Below are 21,346 nucleotides of genomic sequence, written 5' to 3' on the forward strand. Positions count from 1 at the left end.
TATATATTAATGCCACGCTATTTTGCAAATTCTAAAAATTCAGCGTCGGCAAATAATTCTTAATTAGAAATGGGGTAAAGTCATATGCGTAGTGACAAAATTAAAAAAGGTGTTGAACAGGCACCAGCAAGAAGTTTGCTGCATGCCACAGGTCAAATCAAAAGTCCAGGTGATATGGATAAACCATTTATCGCTATTTGTAACTCTTACATTGATATTGTGCCAGGTCACGTTCATTTGCGAGAACTTGCGGATGTGGCTAAAGAAGCTATTAGAGAAGCTGGCGGTATCCCATTTGAATTTAATACGATTGGTGTAGATGACGGCATTGCTATGGGGCATATCGGTATGCGTTACTCCCTCCCTTCTCGTGAAGTTATTGCTGATGCGGCTGAAACTGTCATTAATGCACACTGGTTCGATGGTGTTTTCTACATTCCAAACTGTGACAAAATCACACCCGGTATGCTACTTGCTTCTGTCCGTACAAATGTACCTGCTATCTTCTGTTCTGGTGGTCCTATGAAAGCTGGATTATCTGCTCACGGAAAAGCCCTTACTCTTTCTTCCGTTTTTGAAGCGGTTGGTGCTTTTAAAGAAGGCAGTATGTCACAAGAAGATTTCCTTGATATGGAAGCAAACGCGTGCCCGACTTGCGGCTCGTGTGCAGGAATGTTCACTGCAAACTCAATGAACTGTTTAATGGAAATCCTCGGTATGGCTGTTCCAGGAAATGGTACAACGCTTGCTGTTTCTGATGCACGCCGAGAACTTATTAGAGAGTCAGCATTCCATTTAATGGATTTAGTGAAAAAAGATATTCGTCCTCGTGACATTATTACTAAAGATGCGATAGATGACGCATTTGCTCTAGACATGGCAATGGGTGGCTCTACAAATACTGTTTTACATACACTCGCCCTTGCAAATGAAGCTGGGATTGAAGATTACGATTTAGAACGTATCAATGACATCGCTAAACGCGTCCCTTATCTTTCCAAAATCGCCCCTTCTTCTTCTTACTCGATGCATGATGTTCATGAAGCTGGTGGCGTTTCTGCCATTATTAAAGAACTTGTTGATCTTGGCGGCGCTATTCATCCAGACCGCATAACGGTTACTGGAAAGACAATTAGAGAAAATGTTGCTGATGCAAAAATTAACAATACAGACGTTATCCATCCAAAAGAAAATCCTTATAGCCCGGTTGGTGGACTTTCGATGTTATTTGGAAATATCGCACCAAAAGGAGCCACTATTAAAGTTGGTGGTGTAGATCCTTCTGTACAAGTTTTCAAAGGAGAAGCTATTTGCTTTAGCTCTCATGATGAGGCGGTTGAAGCCATTGATAATCATACGGTTCGCGAAGGTCATGTAGTAGTTATTCGCTATGAAGGTCCAAAAGGCGGACCAGGAATGCCAGAAATGCTAGCTCCAACATCTAGTATTGTTGGCCGCGGTTTAGGTAAAGACGTCGCACTCATTACAGATGGCCGTTTCTCCGGAGCAACACGCGGGATTGCAGTAGGTCACATTTCTCCTGAAGCTGCTGCTGGCGGTCCAATCGCACTTGTTCACGACGGAGATATTATCACAATTGATTTACCAAATCGGACGTTAAATGTAGATGTTCCAGATGAAGTTTTAGAAGAAAGAAGAAAAGAATTACCGAAATTTAAAGCCAAAGTAAAAACTGGTTATCTTGCAAGATATACTGCACTCGTAACAAGTGCTCACACTGGTGGTATTTTGCAAATTCCAGAAGATTTAATCGACTAAAAAAATGAGGTGATAAGCGTGATTGATACGACGAAGACAAATGAAAAAGCGACAAAAAAGCTAAATAAAAGTGGAGCTGAACTTTTAATTGACTCCTTGAAAAAACAACAAGTCGAAATGATTTTTGGGTATCCAGGTGGCGCTGTTTTACCTCTTTATGATGCCTTTTATGACTGTGATATTCCGCATATTTTAACGAGGCATGAACAAGGAGCGATTCATGCTGCTGAAGGTTATGCCCGCGTAACCGGTAAACCTGGTGTCGTTGTTGTAACGAGTGGACCTGGGGCAACAAATGTATTAACTGGTATTGCAGATGCGATGAGTGATTCTATTCCTTTAGTTATTTTTACAGGCCAAGTTCATACGCCTGGTATCGGAAAAGACGCTTTCCAAGAAGCAGATATGATTGGACTCACCATCCCAATTACTAAATACAACTACCAAGTTCGTGATGTTCGTGACTTACCAAAAATTGTCAACGAAGCTTTTCATATCGCAAATACTGGTCGTAAAGGTCCTGTTGTTGTTGATATTCCAAAAGATATGGGTATTACTCAAACGGACACGGTTCGTCCTGATACGATTGACTTGCCAGGTTATCAACCGACTTATTCACCTAATCCACTGCAACTCGAAAAATTAATGCAAGCTCTTTCTGCTCGGAGTAAGCCTCTTATTCTTGCAGGAGCTGGTGTGAACCATGCTAGAGCTACGGCTGAATTACTCGAATTTGCTGAACGTTATCAAATTCCTGTTGTTAATACACTGCTCGGTCTAGGCAGTTTCCCGCAAAACCATGATTTATTTCTTGGTATGGGAGGAATGCACGGTTCTTACGCAGCAAATATGGCGTTAACTGACTGCGATTTACTCATTAACTTTGGTTCAAGATTTGATGATCGCCTTGCTAGCGCGCCAAAAGATTTTGCTACGAAAGCAACCATTGCTCATATCGACATTGATCCCGCTGAAATCGGCAAAATTATCGAAACCCAAATTCCAATTGTTGCCGACATCAATGAAACACTCACACAACTACTACAAATGGAACTTCCGGTTCATCCAGATACATCTCATTGGTACAAATTAAATATGACTCGTAAAAACCGTCATCCATTTAATTTTGATAGAACGAAAAAAGCGGAAATTAAACCACAGCGTGTAATTGAACTCATTGGTGAAATTACGCAAGGTGAGGCGCTTGTTTCTACCGATGTTGGACAGCATCAAATGTGGACAGCTCAGTTCTATCCGTTCCAATTTGATCACCAAATTATTACAAGTGGTGGTCTTGGCACGATGGGCTTTGGCTTTCCAGCAGCTGTCGGTGCACAACTTGCTTTCCCTGACAAAACAGTAGTCGCGGTTGTTGGTGATGGTGGTTTCCAAATGACTAACCAAGAACTAGCAATTTTAAACGATTATCAGATTAATGTAAAAACAGTCATTATCAATAACGGGTCTCTTGGAATGGTTCGTCAGTGGCAAGAAAAATTCCACGGTGAAAGATATTCCCATTCGATTTTCACGAGTCAACCTGATTTTGTGAAACTGTCTGAAGCATATGGGGTTAAAGGCGTTCGTTTGACAAATCCTGAAACGCTTGAAAAAGATTTAAGAAAAGCGTTCGCGCACCCTGGCCCAATTGTCATTGACGTTCATGTTGCAAAAGATGAACTAGTACTTCCAATGGTTCCAAGCGGTAAACCAAATCACCAAATGGAAGGAGTGGAATAAATGCGCCGAATCATTACTGCTACAGTGAATAACTCATCTGGCGTACTAAATCGTATTACTGGGGTTATCTCCAGACGCCAATATAATATCGATAGCATCTCTGTTGGCTGGACCGAAACCCCGAATGTTTCTCGGATTACCATCGTCGTCCATGTCGACTCACTATACGAAATTGAACAAGTAACCAAACAGCTTAACAAACAAATCGATGTGCTTAAAGTAAGTGATATTACTGATGACGCGCACATAGAACGAGAACTCGCTTTACTTAAAATCAACTCCCCTGCTGCTTTACGTTCTGAGCTAAACGCAGTAATCGAACCATTTCGCGCCACCGTCATTGATGTCGGTACTAAAAATGTCGTCATTCAAGTAACTGGAACAAGTGAAAAAATTGATGCTTTCGTTGATACAGTTCGACCATACGGCATTAAACAAATGGCTAGAACAGGTGTAACTGGCTTTACAAGAAGTCCTAAAAAAATGGGCTGAAATCATTAACTACAGAGCAATTCGTTGCTTTGCTAGCATCAGAATAGCATCTCGCTCTTCTGAAATATAAAAAGAAACTAGTTGGAGGTTAGGAAAAATGACAAAAGTTTATTATGAAGATGCAGTAAAAAATAACGCACTAGAAGGTAAAACAGTAGCAGTAATCGGGTACGGTTCACAAGGCCATGCGCATTCTCAAAACCTACGTGACAATGGCAATAACGTTATTATCGGAATTCGCGAAGGTAAATCTGCCGAATCTGCGAGAAATGATGGCTTTGATGTTTATTCTGTTAGTGAAGCGGCTGAAAAAGCAGACGTTATTATGATTCTTTTGCCAGATGAAACACAAGGTGAAACGTATGAAAATGAAATCAAGCCTAACCTAAAAGCTGGCAATGCACTTGTTTTCGCTCATGGTTTTAATATTCATTTTGACGTAATTAATCCTCCAAGCGATGTGGATGTTTTCCTAGTAGCTCCAAAAGGTCCTGGTCACTTGGTTCGCCGTACTTTTGTTGAAGGTGGCGCTGTCCCTTCCCTATTCGCTATTTACCAAGATGCAACTGGAAATGCACGTGATACAGCTCTATCTTACGCAAAAGGCATCGGTGCAACTCGTGCTGGCGTTATTGAAACTACTTTCAAAGAAGAAACAGAAACGGATCTATTTGGTGAACAAGCAGTTCTATGTGGAGGCGCTACTCATCTTATCCAAGCTGGATTTGAAACACTAGTTGAGGCTGGCTACCAACCGGAACTTGCTTATTTTGAAGTACTACACGAAATGAAGCTAATTGTTGATTTGATGTATGAAGGCGGTATGGAAAAAATGCGCCACTCGATCTCTAATACAGCAGAATACGGCGACTATGTTTCTGGCCCTCGTGTTGTTACAGCTGATACGAAAAAAGCCATGAAAGAAGTACTTACCGACATTCAAAATGGTAACTTTGCTAAATCATTCATTGACGACAATAAAAATGGTTTTAAAGAATTCCATAGAATGCGCAAAGAACAACAAGGTCATCAAATCGAAAAAGTTGGTGCAGAACTTCGCGAAATGATGCCATTTGTAAAACCACAACATTAATACTTACCGCGGATTGCTAGGCGAGTTTCTCGCCTAGCAACCGTTTATCCTTTTTCAATATGAGTTTAAGCAAGAACGTGTTTCTTCCCTAAACTGATACTGAAAGCAGGAAAAATCCACGCTTCCCTATCTAATATAAAACAAGAGGTGAAATCGAATGAAGAAAATCCAGTTTTTTGATACTACACTTAGAGATGGCGAACAAACCCCTGGAGTTAATTTTGACGTAAAGGAGAAAATCCAGATTGCCTTACAACTCGAAAAACTTGGAATTGATGTGATTGAAGCCGGCTTTCCGATTTCTTCTCCTGGAGATTTTGAATGCGTCAAGGCAATTGCAAAAGCGATTAAACATTGTTCTGTAACAGGGCTAGCACGCTGTGTTGAAGCGGATATTGACCGCGCGGAAGAAGCGCTTAAAGACGCAGTTTCCCCGCAAATACATATCTTCTTAGCAACGAGCGATGTGCATATGGAATACAAATTAAAAATGAGTCGGGCGGAAGTTCTTGCTTCCATTAAACACCACATTAGTTATGCTAGACAAAAATTTGACGTTGTACAGTTTTCACCAGAAGATGCAACGCGCTCAGATCGTGCTTTTCTTATTGAAGCAGTTCAAACCGCGATTGATGCTGGAGCTACCGTTATTAACATTCCAGATACAGTCGGATACACTAATCCAACTGAATTCGGACAATTGTTTCAAGATTTGCGCCGGGAAATAAAACAGTTTGATGATATTATTTTCGCATCCCACTGTCATGATGACCTTGGAATGGCTACGGCTAACGCACTCGCTGCAATTGAAAACGGTGCGAGACGCGTTGAAGGTACAATTAACGGCATCGGTGAACGTGCTGGAAATACGGCGCTAGAAGAAGTTGCCGTCGCACTTCACATCCGCAAAGATTTTTATCAAGCAGAAACAAATATTGTCTTGAATCAATTTAAAAACTCAAGTGATCTAATTAGTCGTTTGTCTGGTATGCCAGTTCCTCGTAATAAAGCCGTAATAGGTGGAAATGCATACGCACATGAATCCGGTATTCATCAAGATGGCGTTCTAAAAAATCCAGATACGTATGAAATCATCACCCCTGCTCTTGTTGGTGTTGATAAAAATTCCCTCCCTCTTGGCAAACTTTCTGGAAAACATGCCTTCAATACACGAATGGAAGAAATGGGTTATACGCTGAGTGAACAAGAACAAAAAGATGCTTTTAAACGTTTCAAACAGCTTGCAGATGCAAAAAAAGACGTGACCGAAGAAGACTTGCATGCGCTAATTCTTGGTCAATCTTCTGAATCTCATGATGCTTTCGAATTAAAACATTTACAAGTACAGTACGTTACTGGCGGTGTCCAAGGTGCCATCGTGCGGATTGAAGAACGTGATGGCGCGTTAATAGAAGATGCAGCAACTGGCTCAGGAAGCATTGAAGCCATTTATAATACTATTAACCGACTAATGAAACAAGATATTGAATTAACCGATTATCGTATTCAAGCGATTACAGCAGGCCAAGATGCCCAAGCAGAAGTCCATGTCGTCATTAAAGATGATAATGGCACTGAATTCCATGGTATCGGTATCGATTTTGATGTTTTAACAGCTAGTGCTAAAGCTTATTTGCAAGCATCTGGAAAAAGCAAATCTACAAGTAAGCAAGCTGATTTCGAGGAGGTAAAGTAACGTGGCATATAAAATTACTTCCTTAGCTGGCGACGGAATTGGTCCGGAAATTATGGCTTCCGGAATCAAAATACTAGAAGCTATCGCTGCCAAATACAATCATACGTTTGAAATTGAATCACACCCTTTTGGAGGAGCCGGAATTGATGCAGCTGGCGATCCAATCCCGCCTGAAACTTTAAAAGCATGCCAAGATGCCGACGCAATTTTACTTGGGGCAATCGGTGGTCCTAAGTGGGATAATGCGCCTAAACGGCCTGAAGACGGCTTACTTGCACTTAGAAAAGCGCTTGGTCTTTTCGCTAACATCCGCCCTATTCAAGTCCCTAGTTCGATAACACATCTTTCTCCTTTAAAAAAGGAAATTGTTGAAAATACTGATTTTGTTGTTGTTCGTGAGTTAACTGGTGGACTTTACTTTGGGGAACCAAAACATTGGGATGATGTAGCTGCTGTTGATTCTTTAACCTATACTCGCGTGGAAATCGAACGAATTATTGAAAAAGCATTCGAAATTGCATCGACAAGAAATAAAAAAGTAACTTCTGTTGATAAAGCAAATGTGCTCGCCTCAAGTAAGTTATGGCGCAAAATTGCGGAAGAAGTGGCAAGTCGCCATCCAGATATTACACTAGAGCATCTGTATGTTGATGCGGCTGCCATGCTAATGATTCAGCGTCCAACGACATTCGATGTTATCGTAACCGAAAATTTATTCGGTGATATTTTAAGTGATGAAGCGTCTGTTATTACTGGCTCACTTGGGATGCTCCCTTCTGCTAGTCATGCTCAAAATGGACCTTCTTTATACGAACCAATTCACGGATCTGCACCAGACATTGCTAATCAAAATATTGCCAATCCAATGTCGATGATTTCTTCTGTTTCAATGATGCTCCGTCAATCTTTTTCACTTTTTAAAGAGGCAGATGCGATTGATGCGGCTACAGCAAGAACGATGCAAGCTGGATTTTTAACTGCTGATCTTGGAGGTAATACTTCCACAACCGATTTTACAAATGAAGTTCTAAAACAAATTGAAGGAGGAGAATAAAATGGGGAAAACACTTTTTGATAAACTTTGGAACCGCCATGTCATTTATGGTAAAGAAGGTGAACCGCAATTATTATATGTTGACCTTCATTTGATTCATGAAGTTACTTCTCCTCAAGCGTTTGAAGGACTTAGAATGGAAAATCGACCACTACGGAGACCAGATAAAACATTTGCTACAATGGATCATAATGTTCCTACTGAAGACATTTTCAACATTCAAGATTTAGTTGCTAAAAAACAAATTGAAGCACTACAAACTAACTGCGAAGAATTCGGGGTAACATTAGCTGATATGGGTAGCGATCGCCAAGGAATCGTGCATATGGTTGGACCTGAAACTGGTCTTACTCAGCCTGGAAAAGTGATTGTATGTGGTGATTCGCATACTGCGACACATGGTGCTTTTGGCGCGATTGGCTTTGGGATTGGTTCCAGTGAAGTAGAGCATGTTTTTGCGACCCAAACTATTTGGCAACAAAAACCAAAATCTATGGGTATTGAAATTAATGGAAAACTTCCCAAAGGCGTTTATGCAAAAGATATAATTTTGCATTTAATTGCCACATATGGCGTCGCTTTTGGAACAGGTTATGCGGTTGAATATTACGGCGAAACGATTCGCAATATGTCGATGGAAGAACGTATGACGATTTGTAATATGGCTATTGAAGGTGGCGCAAAAATGGGCATGATGGCGCCAGACCAAACTACTTTTGAATATGTTCGTGGTCGTGAATATGCTCCTTCTGACATGGAAAAAGCCATTCGTGATTGGGAAACGCTTAAAACTGATCCTGATGCGGAATATGACCTTCATATCGAAATGGATGCTAGCATTTTAGAACCATACGTCACTTGGGGAACAAATCCAGAGATGGGTGTCCCTTTTTCAAAAGCATTTCCGGAAATTAAAGATATGAACTATGAGCGTGCTTACGAATATATGGGGCTAAAACCCGGTCAAACAGCAGAGCAAATTGAACTTGGTTATGTGTTTATCGGTTCTTGTACGAATGCTCGGCTGTCTGATTTAGAAGAAGCAGCTCGTATCGTTAAAGGAAATAAAGTAAAAAATAATATTCGGGCACTAGTCGTTCCTGGTTCTCGCCAAGTTCGTAATGCAGCAGAAGCAATCGGCCTTGATAAGATATTTAAAGATGCCGGTTTTGAATGGCGTGAACCTGGTTGTTCGATGTGTCTCGGAATGAATCCCGACCAAGTTCCAGACGGGGTCCACTGCGCTTCTACTTCGAATCGTAATTTTGAAGGGCGCCAAGGTAAAGGAGCACGTACCCATCTCGTTTCACCAGCAATGGCTGCAGCGGCGGCAATTAACGGACACTTTATCGATATTCGAAAGGAGGCGGTTATTAGTGGAGGCAATTAAAGTACACATTGGTAAAACAGTTGCACTAATGAATGATAATATTGATACCGATCAAATTATTCCAAAAAGTTTCCTAAAGCGAATTGAACGGACTGGTTTTGGCGAATTTCTATTTGATAGTTGGCGCTACCTTCCGAATCGGAAACCAAACCCGGATTTTCCGCTCAATGCTCCTGACCGTCAAGAAGCAACGATATTAATTACAGGAGATAATTTTGGTTGCGGCTCTTCTCGTGAACATGCCGCATGGGCGCTACTTGATTACCGTTTCCGAGTGATTATCGCTGGAAGTTATAGTGATATTTTTTATATGAATTGTACGAAAAATGGCGTTCTTCCTATTGTTCTTCCTAGAGAAGCCCGTGAAAAATTAGCGAAAATCACTGCCGAGGAAAAAGTGACGATTGACTTGCCAAAACAACAAGTCATTAGTTCAGTTGGTACCTACCCATTTGAGATTGATGCTACATGGAAAAATAAATTTATTAATGGGCTGGATGATATTGCGATTACTTTTGAACATATTGACGCGATTAAAGCCTATGAACAAAAAGTGGATTCCATATAAGAAAAGGTAGTGAGGATGATGGAGTTAGTTGATTTATTAGTGACAGAAGAAGATGTCGAAAAAGCCTATGATGTATTAAAACCAGTTGTCAAGCATACCCCGCTTGAATACGATTTTTACCTATCAGAAAAATATCATTGCAATGTATATTTGAAACGTGAAGATTTACAGCGGGTGCGTTCTTTTAAATTACGTGGTGCTTTTTATGCCATTTCTCGACTGTCAGCAGAACAGTTAGAAAAAGGAGTTGCCTGTGCAAGCGCTGGAAATCATGCTCAAGGAGTCGCCTATACTTGTAAACGTATGACGGTTCCGGCAACGATTTTCATGCCAACTACGACCCCTCAACAAAAAGTATCGCAAGTGAAATTTTTCGGTGGAAGTAATGTGGAGGTTGTTTTAGTTGGTGACACGTTTGATGCATCTGCTACTGCCGCAAAAGAATTCGCAGCAGAACATGGCCAGACATTTATCCCGCCGTTTGATGATCCAGATATTATCGCAGGCCAAGGATCGCTCGCGGTTGAAATGGTAAAAGATTTAAATAAAGCACATGAGCAAGCGGATTATGTTTTTGCAGGTATTGGTGGCGGCGGCTTAATTAGCGGTGTGGCATCTTATCTAAAAGCGAAAAGTCCAATCACAAAAATTATCGGTGTAGAACCAGCTGGCGCGCCTTCGATGACAGAAGCATTAAAACAAAATCAAGTCGTGACTTTAGATAGAATCGATAAATTTGTCGACGGAGCTGCAGTAAAAGAAGTTGGAAGCTTAACATTTCAGCATGCAAAAGTCTTAGTTGATGAAGTGACAACCGTTTCTGAAGGAGCAGTTTGTTCAACGATTTTAGATATGTATACGAAGCAAGCGATTGTCGCCGAACCAGCTGGTGCTCTTTCCGTTGCTGCTCTCGAAACTTATCGTGAGGAAATCAAAGATAAAACAGTAGTCTGTATCGTTAGTGGCGGAAATAACGATATTAATCGAATGCAAGAAATTGAAGAGCGTTCCCTACTTCATGAAGGATTAAAACATTATTTCATCGTCAACTTCTCTCAACGCCCTGGTGCTCTAAAAGAATTTGTAAATGATGTTCTTGGACCGCATGATGATATTACTAAATTCGAATATACGAAAAAAGTAAATCGAGGCAATGGACCTGTTATCATCGGTGTACTTTTACAAGATAAGAATGATTATGAAGGTTTGCTTGAGCGGGTTGCTGCTTTTGATCCGAGTTATATACCGATTAATGATAACCAAACACTTTACACATTACTTGTTTAAAATGGGTTCTCGCATGAAGCGGGAGCCTATTTATATTACAGTTTATCTGTCTGTTATAGTAACAGTTTATTTTGAAAACCGGTTTAAAATCTTTTGTTTAAGGATATAAAGTAGTATAATGAACATATAGAAATTAGACTGTATTATTTAAAAGCAACTTTTTATATATAACAATTCAAGGAGTGGCAATGATGGACACAGTAAGAAAAAATCGATTATTTCAGCATTCTACAATGGCAGCACTTGTTGGTGGTCTTTTCAGCGGAACGACAAGTTTTAAAGAATTACTACAACACGGTGACCTCGGCATAGGAACGCTTGACCAATTTGATGGCGAACTGATTATTTTGGATGGGGAAGCTTTTCAAATACGCTCGGACGGTCAAGCGTATAAAGTAAAACCGGAAGACACAACACCTTATGCGAGCACTACTTTTTTTGAAGCCGATACGTCTTTTACTGTTTCAGAACCTACTTCTAAACAAACCGTGGAAGAAAAAATCGCGGAATTAGTGCAAGGACCGAACGTTTTTTACGCGGTGAAAATGACTGGGAATTTCCGTTATGTGGACACTCGTGTTGTTCCGAAACAACAAAGACCGTATCCGCCACTTATTGAAGCGGTGAAGGAACAGCCAACGTATCATTTTGAGTATATTACTGGTACAATTGTTGGTTTTTGGACACCTGCTTATATTAGTGGTATTGGGGTTTCCGGCTATCACGTACATTTTATTGATGATATGCGCAAAATCGGTGGTCACGTATTTGATTACGAAATGCTTGAAGGTACTGTTGAGGTTGCACAACAAACCGAATTCGAACTTCAGTTACCACAAACAACAGAATTTCTTAGAAGCGATTTAAGCACACCGGATATGTTAGAACAGATTGAAGCAGCGGAAAATTAAAAAAAGAACTCCTCTAAAAAGTTTTAGAGGAGTTCTTTTTTTAATTTGCTGTTAAAGTTAAATAATCATCTGTTAGTGGCATATAGCCAGTTTTACTTTGATACGTTACTTTGTACCAAATACCATCATTTGTATCCATTTCTACTTTTACCGGAGTACCCGCAGGAATAACTTGAACTATGTCGCTATCCCATTTAGATTCACCACGTAAATTTAAATCTCCTACTGCATAATACGTTTTCAAGTTCAATGGTTTTTCGACTAAATAGTTATCACTTAAAATCATATAACCTTTTTTACCACCGTAAGTTACTTCATACCAACCATTGATACTTGTTTTCGAATTAATAGTTACTTTCTCACCTTTTTCTACTACTTGAGAAATTTCACTATCCCATTTTGCTTCACTGCGTAAGTTTAAATTATCTTTTGCATAATAAGTTTTTAACACAGCGGTTTCAGATAAATATAAATCATTTAGCGGCATATAACCTGTTTTATTTTGATAAGTTACTTTGTACCAAGGACCATCACTTGTGTTCATTTCAACTTTTACTTTAGCGCCTTCAGGTACCACTTGGCTTATGCTGCTGTCCCATTTAGATTCACTACGTAAATTTAATGTGTCAACAGCGTAATATGTTTTCAAATCTAGTGGTTCTGCTACAAGATAATTATTATTTAAAATCATATAGCCTTTCTTACCACCGTATGTTACTTCATACCAGCCATCGATACTTGTTTTCGAATTGACTGTTACTTTTTCACCTTTTTCTACTTTTTGAGTAACTTCACTATCCCATTTTGCTTCACTACGTAGATTTAAATTGTCTTTTGCATAATAGGTTTTTAACACAGCAGTTTCAGATAAATATAAATCATTTAGTGGCATATAACCTGTTTTATTGTCATAGGTTACTTTAAACCAATTGCCAACATTCGTGTCCATTTCGACTTTTACAGCTCTACCTTCTGGAACCACTTGGCTTATGCTACTATCCCATTTCGCCTCACTACGTAAATTTAAGCTACTCACCGCATAATAGGTTTTCATATTAAGCGCTTTTTCGACTAAATAGTTATCATTTAAGATCATATAACCTTTTTTACCACCATAAGTTACTTGATACCAACCATTTACACTTGTTTTTAAATTAACAGTTACTTTTTCACCTTTTTGTACTTTTTGAGCAACGTCGCTATCCCAAGTTGCTTTTGTTCTTAGGTTTAAATTATCTTTAGCATAATACGTTTTTAGAACAGTAGTTTTGGATAAGTAATCATCTGTTAGCGGGATGTAACCTGTTTGGTTTTGATATGTTACTTTATACCAAGGACCACTATTTGTATCCATTTCTACTTTTACAGCTCTGCCTTCTGGTACAACTAAGCTAATGCTACTATCCCAGTTTGCTGCACTACGCAGATTTAAGGTACCAACCGCATAATACGTTTCCATATTCAAGGGATTTTCTACTAAGTAATTATTATTTAAAATCATATAGCCTGTTTTTCCGCCGTATGTTACTTGATACCAACCATTCACATTAGTTTTAAGGTTCACAGTAACTTTTTCACCTTTTTGTACCTTTTGAGCTACATCGCTATCCCATGTTGCTTTCGTTCTTAAGTTTATATTATCCTTGGCATAGTATGTTTTTATCACAGGTGTATCGGAGAAATAATTAGTTGTATTTAACATATAACCTTTAGTATTATTATAAGTTACCATACACCAACCATTTTTATCACTGTCTAGGTCAATAGATACTTTAGCGCCTTGTGGAACTTTTCCAGCTATTGAACTATCCCAGTTATTGCTAGAACGTAAATTTAAATCTGACACAGCATAGGCGGATTTAGATCCTTTTTTCTCGGAGAAATTGAAAAATCTTCCGTATCCAACAAAAATACTCTGCCAATAACTACTATTAATGTTGTCTATTTTGACTCCATCATTTTGAGCATTAATCATTTTACCATTACCTATGTATATTCCTACATGACCTTTGAAATATACTAAATCGCCAGGTTTTTGATTACCATTTTTCACTTTATCAGCAGCTGAATATTGAGGAGCTGAAGTATTAGGAATTCTTACTCCTGTTACTTTTTCATAAACATATTGTGTGTAACCTGAGCAGTCGAAGTAATTTGGCCCTCTTCTCTTGTCCTGGTCTTGCGAATATGGTTTACCTAAATGTTTTTTAGCTTCTGCATAAAGCTCTTCAAATGTTTTATTTGTATTGGTTGCAGCACTTGCTTTAATTGTGAAAGGGCTAAACAATCCCAGTACAATAGCAAAAATGCACAATACAGATATAATTCTTTTCATTTTTCCATCTCCCTTTATTTATGTTTCAAAGTAAAAACGATCGAGTTCTGCAATCGTTTTCATCTTGAAAAATAATTATATCACAAAGGTTTGTGAAAAAAGTATCATTATTAAAAATTTCTTCAACAAAAAAACTGTAAAAATTTCTTTAGGAAAAGCTAAAGAAATTTTACAGTTGAAATTTTTATTCTGTAATAATTTTATGAATAAGTGTTGGTGCTGTTGCTTGGTCAGCGATTTTGATGTTTTCGTAGATTTTTGCTTTTACATTTTCTACGTCTTCTTGGTCGGCAAAAATCGTTACGAGTGAATCGCCTTCTTTGACTTGATCGCCTACTTTTTTGCGTAGCATTAAACCTACTGCTAGGTTGATTTCGTCTTCTTTTGTTGCACGACCGGCGCCTAGAATCATTGCTGCGATTCCAATTTCATCAGCAACGATTTGGCTTACGAAACCGGATGTTTTAGCGGGTACTTCGATTTGATATTTTGCTTGTGGGAGTTTTTCTGGGTGGTCAACAATACTTGCATCGCCGCCTTGATTGGAAAGGAAGGTTTTGAATTTCTCTAGTGCTGCTCCGTTTTCGATTACTTCGATTAGTTTGGCGCGAGCTTCATCTAAGGTTTCAGCTTGTTTAGCAAGTACGACCATTTGGCTTCCGAGTACGAGAACTAATTCAGTTAAGTCTTCTGGACCTTGACCTTTTAATGTATCAATAGCTTCTTTTACTTCTAAAGCGTTTCCGATTGCTTCACCAAGTGGTTGAGACATATCAGAAATAACTGCCATTGTATTTCTACCAACGTTATTACCGATGCGAACCATTGCATGCGCTAGGTTTTCTGCATCTTCGTCGGTTTTCATAAACGCACCAGCACCGGTTTTTACATCAAGTACGATTGCATCTGCACCGGCTGCGATTTTTTTACTCATAATGGAGCTTGCAATGAGTGGAATAGAGTTCACGGTTCCTGTTACATCACGAAGCGCGTACATTTTTTTATCAGCTGGAGTAAGGTTACCTGATTGACCGATAACAGCTACTTTGTCGCGATTTACTAAGTTAATGAAATCTTTTTTATCTAGTTCAATATGGAAACCTTCGATGGATTCTAATTTATCAATAGTGCCTCCAGTGTGACCTAGGCCGCGCCCAGACATTTTTGCAACTGGTACACCTACTGCTGCTACAAGTGGAGCAAGGACAAGTGTTGTTGTATCACCAACGCCACCAGTACTATGTTTGTCGACTTTGATACCCTCGATTGCAGATAGATCAATCGTGTCGCCAGATCCTACCATTGCCATTGTTAAATCTGCGCGTTCTTGATCGTTCATATCTTGGAAAAAGATTGCCATGGCTAGAGCACTTGCTTGATAATCTGGAATTTCCCCATTTGTATAGCCATCAATGAAAAACTGAATTTCTTCTGTTGATAAAGCTTTGCCGTCCCTCTTCTTGGAAATAATATCCACCATTCTCATTTCTCTTCACCCTTTCTTTTTGTCCACTTTAGCATTTTATGTACCTTTATTGAGAACGGTTACACTTTTTAAGTAAACCGTTTTACTAAACAAGAACATGTGCTTAACATGCTCACTATATCGTACTCGCTCACTTCTTGTCAATACTTTTTGTACTACTGCGTTCGATTAGAGAAATATCAAGTAAGCGGTTCTCTAATTTCTCGGTTGGATTTTGGAGATTTTTTAGTAAAAGTTCTGCGGCAATTTCGCCAATACCATAGACTGGTTGGCGAATGGTTGTAAGTGGAGGGGTCATGTATTCGGAAAGTTCTATATCATCAAACCCGATAACGCTTAGTTCTTTAGGGATGTGAATATTGTTTTCTAATGCCGCGCGGTAAGTCCCCATTGCCATTAGATCATTGGTAGCAAAAATGGCGCTAATATTTTCTTGGAGTAATTTTTGCGAGGCGATATAGCCACCGTGCATCGTTTGGTCCCCGCTCACAATCCAGCCATCTTCTACAGTAAGTTGATAATCTTTCATACAAGCCAAATAACCTTCATAGCGTTCATGTACGTTATAAAAAGATGTATCAGAAATGATGATTCCGATATTCGTATGACCCAGTTCAATTAAATGTTCTGTTGCCATATAGCCGCCTTTGAAATCATCAATTGCGATATTACCTTCTTGTCTAGGATTGCGCTGCCGGTCGAGTAAAATATACGGCGACCGCTTCTCTTCCATGCGTTTAATAACACCAGAGAGCAGAATATTAGGGCTGGCGATAATTAAGCCATCGACAGCCCGGTGTAATAATTCTTCTACGTATAAATCTTCTCGTTCTTTATCATTAGAAGAGTTACAGAGCATAATCATATAACCTTCTTTATTTAAGTAATCTTCTGCCCCTTTGACCATTTGGGAAAAAAATGGATCGGTTACTTCTGGGACAATCATTCCAATTGTGTTCGTGTGACTAACAATCATGTTTTTTGCGAAAAAGTTTGGTTTGTAAGACATCTCTTTTGCTGTTTTCAGGACTTTTTCACGGGTTAAATCGCTAAATCGTTCCCCTTTACCATTCAAAATTTGAGAAATCGTCGTAATTGAAACGCCTGTCTTTTCTGCTATTTCGCGGATGGTTGCAGCCATTTAAACTCCCCCAGTCAGATTATCTATTCTCCTTATTTTGCCACATTTAAGAATAATAATAAAGGGGTTTCATCCAAAATTAGTAATTATCTGGTTTAGCTGGTTTTTCGCCGGAAACAATTGCGACACCTGCACTTGCGCCGATACGAGTTGCACCTGCTTCAATCATTTTTTCCACGTCTTCTTTTGTACGAACTCCGCCAGATGCTTTTACGCCGATGTTTGGTCCAACAGTTTTACGCATTAAAGCAATATCTTCGGCAGTTGCGCCACCTGTGGAGAATCCAGTGGATGTTTTAACGAAGTCTGTTCCTGCTTTTACAGCGATTTCACATGCGCGAACTTTTTCTTCGTCTGTTAATAGGCAAGTTTCAATAATTACTTTTACTAAGGCTTTCCCTTTAGCAGCATCAACTACAGCACGAATATCACGTTCTACTAATTCATCATCTTTGTCTTTTAATGCGCCGATATTAATAACCATATCCACTTCTTTAGCGCCGTTTTCGATGGCATTTTTCACTTCAAAAGCTTTTACTTCTGGTGTATTTGCTCCAAGTGGGAAACCGATAACTGTACATACAACGGATTCTGCTCCTGAAAGCTGTTCAGCGGATAGTTTTACCCAAGTCGGGTTCACGCATACGGAAGCAAAACCATATTCTCTTGCTTCTTTTGTTAATGTTAAAATTTGTTCTTTCGTTGTGTCTGGTTTTAAAGCAGTGTGATCGATCATTTTGGCAATTGTCATTATAAAAACTCCTTTAAAATTGGATTTGACTTTATCATATCGCACTACAGAACATTTGTAAACTAATTGCTGAAATTTTGTTCAAGTAGTTGTTTTGCTGTAAATTGGTCGGTAATAAAATGGTTGGCATAACCGCCACGGAGCGCGCCATGAATTGCTTTTATTTTCCGTTCTCCGCCTGCGACAAGAATAGCTGTTTCTTTTTGTTTTAAATCTTGTAAGTCAATGCCGATAGTCCGCTCGTTCATTTTTTCGTCAGCAATTTCGCCGTCGATAGTGAAAAATCGAGAACAAATATCGCCAACAGCTTTTTCTTTTAAGCGTATTTTCTCTTCGTCTGAAAAGTATCCTAGTCGGAAAAGTAGTGCCTCTTCGCGTACTGTTCCTACTGTAAAAATGGCGATATTAGCTTTTTTGCCGAGTTCGATGATATTTTTTATATGACGGTCGGCTTCTACCATTTGTTTCGCAAGCGGGTTATCAAGGACGACGGGAAGCGGGAGCGATACTGGTGCTGTATCATAAGCTGCACCGAAAAGAGCGAGCGTTTCGGCAGCATAGGTATTGACATCTGAATGACTCACGCCGCCTTTTAGCTGGACGACTTTGATTTCTGCTTTTAGTGGAGGAAGTTTTTGGGCAATCTTGTACATGGTTGTTCCCCAGCTCACACCTAGAATATCGCCATCATGGATAATTTCTTCTAAATATTCTGCTGCACTCTGGCTAATTTGTTTCGAGATTTCGCTATAGTCATTGGTTTGACTGAAAGCGACTGTTACATTTTTAAGGTGGTATTTTTCCTTTAATGCGTTTGCTAGTTCGGTAAGGTTAGAAAATGGATCTTGGACTTCGATTTTGACATATCCTTTTAGTTTCGCGTTTTGGAGTAACCTGGAAACAGTTGGTCTAGACACACCTAGACGCGTGGCAATTTCTTGTTGACCGAGATCGGATTGATAATAAAGTCTCGCAACCTCAATACTCAGTTGTTCTTTTTGTTTATCCATTTCATCCCTCCATCTTTTTCTTTTTAGTATAACGTATGAAGGAGGATAGTTCGAGAGGGAAGATAAAAAAAGACAGCCGCGGCTGTCTTTTTCCCTTAAAAGTCTTCTTCTGTTTCTTCAAGCGGCGCGGCATATTCATAAATCCCTAGCCGGCCAGTTTCGGCAACTTGATTCGCTAGTTCTTTTAAAGGTAGCATTTCCCGACTTAGGAATGCTTCTAATAAAAGCGGTATATTCACACCTGCAACTAGTTCCACTTCATTAAAGTTTTCAAGTAATCGAACGAGGACATTAAACGGGGTTCCGCCTTTTAAATCAGTTAGAAATAAAAGCCCTTCTGATACATCAAGTTTAGCTACCTCGTTAACTATTTTCATCTGCAAATTTTCCGCAGATTCATTTACTTCAAAAGGAACAAAACTTGTATTTTCTTGTTTACCACAAATCATCTCAGCAGATTGAATGAGCTCTTTTGCGGCGTTTCCATGGGTACAAACAAAAATTGCTTTCATTTTCTAAACCGCCTTTTTAATAGTCTAACTGACGATAATATCTTCTGATTTCCATTGGGTGGCAGTTAATTTTTTCCACGTGGACATCGATTCGGTTATTAACCGCGTGGATAATAAATGGCGATAAAGCCCCTCTGAATTTAGCGGAAATGCCTGGCATATCGTAATCTTTTGCATCAATAACTGTATAATTAGCGCAAATTTGTGGAATAAAATCAACCACTCGCTCACTTAAAGAACGCTGGCTATCTTCCGTCACATAAATAGTAACTGGTGTATCGCGTTCTACAATTTCAAACATCCCGTGGAAAAACTCATGTGATTCAATCGATTTCGTTTTAATCCAGTGTTGTTCTTCCCAGTAGCACATTGCGTAAGAATAGGTTGCGCCCCACTGGTTCCCCGCGCCAACAAAATAATGAATGTCATCTTCGTGGTGTTTAAGAGCAAATTCTTGTCCAAATTTATCAGCAGCTTTTTCTACTTCAACAATGCCTTTAGCAAAATGTTGATCCATTTCTTGATAAAACGCATCGTAATCATCAAATTCACCTGCTAAGTACATAAAACGATCTGCTACCATGAAGAATTTCAATTGCTCGTTTAACGGATATGAAATTAGGTGGTCCACTAAAGTAGCTAGTTCTGCTTCTGCTTTATCAATAAATCCAAAAACAGTCGCGCCAATTTCATTACATTTTTTCACTGCATCAACTACTTCTTGCGTGCTTCCTGTTACTGACGAAATGACAACAAGCGTATCTTTCGTGACGCGTTTATTGCCAGTTGTTAAAAATACAGCAGCATTCTCATAAAACGTTTCTAATGCTGTTTTTTCTTTCATATGCACAACAGCTTGCATTGCAGATGCGTAGGTTCCCCCAATGCCAAGCCAGCAAATATTGCTAAAGCCTCGGTTGTGAATTTGGTCAACTACTTCATTAATTTGCGGGCGTAATTTTAACGCCCCTTCCATATTTTCTCTTACTTTTTGTTCATCAAATTTTAGCACTGCTCATTCCTACTTTCTTTGATTAAATTTTAGATTTAGTTATTTGGTCAAATTCCGGGAAAGCTGATACTTCTAAATTAATGCCTTTTTCCTTAGAAATTTTAAAAGATAATAAGTGAACTGGGATCGTCATAAATAGCGGTGTTAGCAGTTCAGCTGTATTTAAGCCGAGTAATAAATCATCCGTACTTTCGCCGCCAGTGTTCGCATAGATTGTTCGGATTTTCCCAACATGTCCTTTTAAAAATTGTTTAAGTTTGTCCGCACGATTTTCTAACAAACCATGCGGCTCAATGAAAATAATATAGTCACGGGCGGATAATCCAATGTAAGGGCCATGCATGTATTCCTCTAATTCTTTTCCAAAAGAGGTAATTCGGATGGTTTCCGTTACTTTTGTTTCTCCCTCACGCGCCACGCCATAAGTAGCACCATATCCAATGAAAAAGATTCGTTCCGCTTCCATTAATTCATTAAAATGGGCTTCAATCCATTTTTCTGATTGCGCGATAGCTTTTGGTAAATGAGCGGTGATTTTTTGTAATTCCGCTATTTCCGATTGATAGGTTGTTTCTGTAATTTTTGTTTGCAATAAGGCCATTTCGAGTGCGATTAAATTTAGCATTAAGATCGTGGCGCTGTATCCAAGGGTGACATAAGGCATCTCTTCTATGCCCATTCCAAGGTCAATCGTATGCGTTCCTGCTTTTGCAATTGGGCTTGTTAAATCACTCGTTAATGTGAAAACATTGCCACCCTGACGCTCGATTTCTTCTACAAGATGGATGGTAGAATAACTATGTCCACCTTGTGATATGGCGATATATAATGTGTTTTTGTTTAAATGAAGCATGTAGTTAGCTGCTGTAGATGGTTCTTCTACATAAACCGGTATAGCTAGTTTCGCCGACATATATAACTGTGCCGCAAATGCTGCATTAGAACTTGAGCCTGTTGCGAAAATTACGATAGCTTCATAATTCGCATGCTTCATTTGAATGATGTCTTGTAAAAGTTCCTTCCGATTTCGGATTATATTTTCATAAACTTCTTGTTCTGACCGGATATAGTAATCCATATTTTTCATTT

The 21,346-nt window shown here is 39.2% G+C and carries 18 protein-coding genes; 10 read left to right on the top strand and 8 right to left on the bottom strand.

What is annotated here, in order from left to right; genetic code table 11:
* The first annotated feature begins 84 nt into the window (after positions 1-84).
* From ilvD to budA, 10 genes are all read left to right on the top strand, one after another.
* Positions 85-1,779 (top strand): dihydroxy-acid dehydratase, encoded by a 1,695-nt coding sequence (gene ilvD, locus AC4PG8_RS08150; protein WP_003769508.1) that lies wholly within the window; start codon positions 85-87, stop codon positions 1,777-1,779.
* An 18-nt stretch (positions 1,780-1,797) separates the two neighbouring features.
* Entirely contained in the window at positions 1,798-3,519 is a 1,722-nt protein-coding gene (ilvB, locus tag AC4PG8_RS08155) for a biosynthetic-type acetolactate synthase large subunit (protein ID WP_033532888.1), read from the top strand.
* Positions 3,520-4,011: an acetolactate synthase small subunit gene (gene ilvN / locus AC4PG8_RS08160; RefSeq protein ID WP_492170243.1), complete on the top strand. Its 492-nt coding sequence runs from the start codon at positions 3,520-3,522 to the stop codon at positions 4,009-4,011.
* Between the two features lie 97 nt (positions 4,012-4,108).
* Positions 4,109-5,104, top strand: coding sequence for a ketol-acid reductoisomerase (ilvC, locus tag AC4PG8_RS08165; protein WP_003727977.1), 996 nt, complete (start codon positions 4,109-4,111; stop codon positions 5,102-5,104).
* Positions 5,105-5,261: 157 nt separating this feature from the next.
* Positions 5,262-6,800, top strand: coding sequence for a 2-isopropylmalate synthase (locus AC4PG8_RS08170; protein WP_010991746.1), 1,539 nt, complete (start codon positions 5,262-5,264; stop codon positions 6,798-6,800).
* A 1-nt stretch (position 6,801) separates the two neighbouring features.
* Positions 6,802-7,854, top strand: a complete 1,053-nt coding sequence (gene leuB, locus AC4PG8_RS08175) for a 3-isopropylmalate dehydrogenase (protein WP_185540739.1) — start codon at positions 6,802-6,804, stop codon at positions 7,852-7,854.
* Between the two features lies 1 nt (position 7,855).
* Positions 7,856-9,244 (top strand): 3-isopropylmalate dehydratase large subunit, encoded by a 1,389-nt coding sequence (leuC, locus tag AC4PG8_RS08180; RefSeq protein ID WP_033532885.1) that lies wholly within the window; start codon positions 7,856-7,858, stop codon positions 9,242-9,244.
* Positions 9,231-9,812: a 3-isopropylmalate dehydratase small subunit gene (leuD, locus tag AC4PG8_RS08185; protein ID WP_010991749.1), complete on the top strand. Its 582-nt coding sequence runs from the start codon at positions 9,231-9,233 to the stop codon at positions 9,810-9,812. Before leuC ends, leuD begins: the two co-directional genes overlap by 14 nt.
* Before the next feature lie 18 nt (positions 9,813-9,830).
* A complete protein-coding gene (gene ilvA, locus AC4PG8_RS08190; RefSeq protein ID WP_153648831.1) occupies positions 9,831-11,099 on the top strand; it encodes a threonine ammonia-lyase in 1,269 nt (422 codons plus the stop codon).
* A 191-nt stretch (positions 11,100-11,290) separates the two neighbouring features.
* On the top strand, positions 11,291-12,010 hold the full coding sequence (budA, locus tag AC4PG8_RS08195; RefSeq protein WP_003769517.1) for an acetolactate decarboxylase: 720 nt from the start codon (positions 11,291-11,293) through the stop codon (positions 12,008-12,010).
* Positions 12,011-12,050: 40 nt separating this feature from the next.
* On the opposite strand, the gene AC4PG8_RS08200 is transcribed toward budA, so the two are convergent.
* The 8 genes from AC4PG8_RS08200 to AC4PG8_RS08235 form a co-directional block, all read right to left on the bottom strand.
* Entirely contained in the window at positions 12,051-14,345 is a 2,295-nt protein-coding gene (locus tag AC4PG8_RS08200) for an SH3 domain-containing protein (protein WP_185540741.1), read from the bottom strand.
* Positions 14,346-14,529: 184 nt separating this feature from the next.
* Positions 14,530-15,831, bottom strand: coding sequence for a pyrimidine-nucleoside phosphorylase (locus AC4PG8_RS08205; protein ID WP_003769518.1), 1,302 nt, complete (start codon positions 15,829-15,831; stop codon positions 14,530-14,532).
* A 130-nt stretch (positions 15,832-15,961) separates the two neighbouring features.
* The gene (locus AC4PG8_RS08210) at positions 15,962-16,972 is read right to left on the bottom strand and encodes a substrate-binding domain-containing protein (RefSeq protein WP_010991752.1); all 1,011 of its coding nucleotides are present in this window, start codon (positions 16,970-16,972) and stop codon (positions 15,962-15,964) included.
* A 79-nt stretch (positions 16,973-17,051) separates the two neighbouring features.
* The gene (deoC, locus tag AC4PG8_RS08215; RefSeq protein WP_003763218.1) at positions 17,052-17,723 is read right to left on the bottom strand and encodes a deoxyribose-phosphate aldolase; all 672 of its coding nucleotides are present in this window, start codon (positions 17,721-17,723) and stop codon (positions 17,052-17,054) included.
* A 62-nt stretch (positions 17,724-17,785) separates the two neighbouring features.
* Positions 17,786-18,733, bottom strand: a complete 948-nt coding sequence (gene deoR / locus AC4PG8_RS08220; protein WP_492170244.1) for a DNA-binding transcriptional repressor DeoR — start codon at positions 18,731-18,733, stop codon at positions 17,786-17,788.
* Between the two features lie 95 nt (positions 18,734-18,828).
* Positions 18,829-19,245, bottom strand: coding sequence for a PTS sugar transporter subunit IIA (locus AC4PG8_RS08225; protein WP_492170245.1), 417 nt, complete (start codon positions 19,243-19,245; stop codon positions 18,829-18,831).
* Between the two features lie 16 nt (positions 19,246-19,261).
* Complete coding sequence (locus AC4PG8_RS08230; RefSeq protein ID WP_045552899.1) at positions 19,262-20,257, bottom strand: SIS domain-containing protein; 996 nt, start codon at positions 20,255-20,257, stop codon at positions 19,262-19,264.
* Between the two features lie 22 nt (positions 20,258-20,279).
* Positions 20,280-21,344 carry an SIS domain-containing protein gene (locus AC4PG8_RS08235; protein ID WP_070753722.1) on the bottom strand — a complete coding sequence of 355 codons (1,065 nt, stop codon included), beginning with the start codon at positions 21,342-21,344 and terminating at the stop codon, positions 20,280-20,282.
* Positions 21,345-21,346: the final 2 nt, after the last annotated feature.

This window comes from Listeria sp. MAN/IMW/UF555 (genome assembly GCF_058684075.1).

What these genes read in the sequence shown, in the direction of transcription:
- AC4PG8_RS08205 (WP_003769518.1), bottom strand. Translation starts at nt 15,831, where the DNA reads ATGAGAATGGTGGATATTATTTCCAAGAAGAGGGACGGCAAAGCTTTA.
- deoR (WP_492170244.1), bottom strand. Translation starts at nt 18,733, where the DNA reads ATGGATAAACAAAAAGAACAACTGAGTATTGAGGTTGCGAGACTTTAT.
- ilvA (WP_153648831.1), top strand. Translation starts at nt 9,831, where the DNA reads ATGGAGTTAGTTGATTTATTAGTGACAGAAGAAGATGTCGAAAAAGCC.
- deoC (WP_003763218.1), bottom strand. Translation starts at nt 17,723, where the DNA reads ATGACAATTGCCAAAATGATCGATCACACTGCTTTAAAACCAGACACA.
- leuC (WP_033532885.1), top strand. Translation starts at nt 7,856, where the DNA reads ATGGGGAAAACACTTTTTGATAAACTTTGGAACCGCCATGTCATTTAT.
- AC4PG8_RS08225 (WP_492170245.1), bottom strand. Translation starts at nt 19,245, where the DNA reads ATGAAAGCAATTTTTGTTTGTACCCATGGAAACGCCGCAAAAGAGCTC.
- AC4PG8_RS08235 (WP_070753722.1), bottom strand. Translation starts at nt 21,344, where the DNA reads ATGAAAAATATGGATTACTATATCCGGTCAGAACAAGAAGTTTATGAA.
- ilvD (WP_003769508.1), top strand. Translation starts at nt 85, where the DNA reads ATGCGTAGTGACAAAATTAAAAAAGGTGTTGAACAGGCACCAGCAAGA.
- budA (WP_003769517.1), top strand. Translation starts at nt 11,291, where the DNA reads ATGGACACAGTAAGAAAAAATCGATTATTTCAGCATTCTACAATGGCA.
- AC4PG8_RS08170 (WP_010991746.1), top strand. Translation starts at nt 5,262, where the DNA reads ATGAAGAAAATCCAGTTTTTTGATACTACACTTAGAGATGGCGAACAA.
- AC4PG8_RS08210 (WP_010991752.1), bottom strand. Translation starts at nt 16,972, where the DNA reads ATGGCTGCAACCATCCGCGAAATAGCAGAAAAGACAGGCGTTTCAATT.
- ilvC (WP_003727977.1), top strand. Translation starts at nt 4,109, where the DNA reads ATGACAAAAGTTTATTATGAAGATGCAGTAAAAAATAACGCACTAGAA.
- ilvN (WP_492170243.1), top strand. Translation starts at nt 3,520, where the DNA reads ATGCGCCGAATCATTACTGCTACAGTGAATAACTCATCTGGCGTACTA.
- AC4PG8_RS08200 (WP_185540741.1), bottom strand. Translation starts at nt 14,345, where the DNA reads ATGAAAAGAATTATATCTGTATTGTGCATTTTTGCTATTGTACTGGGA.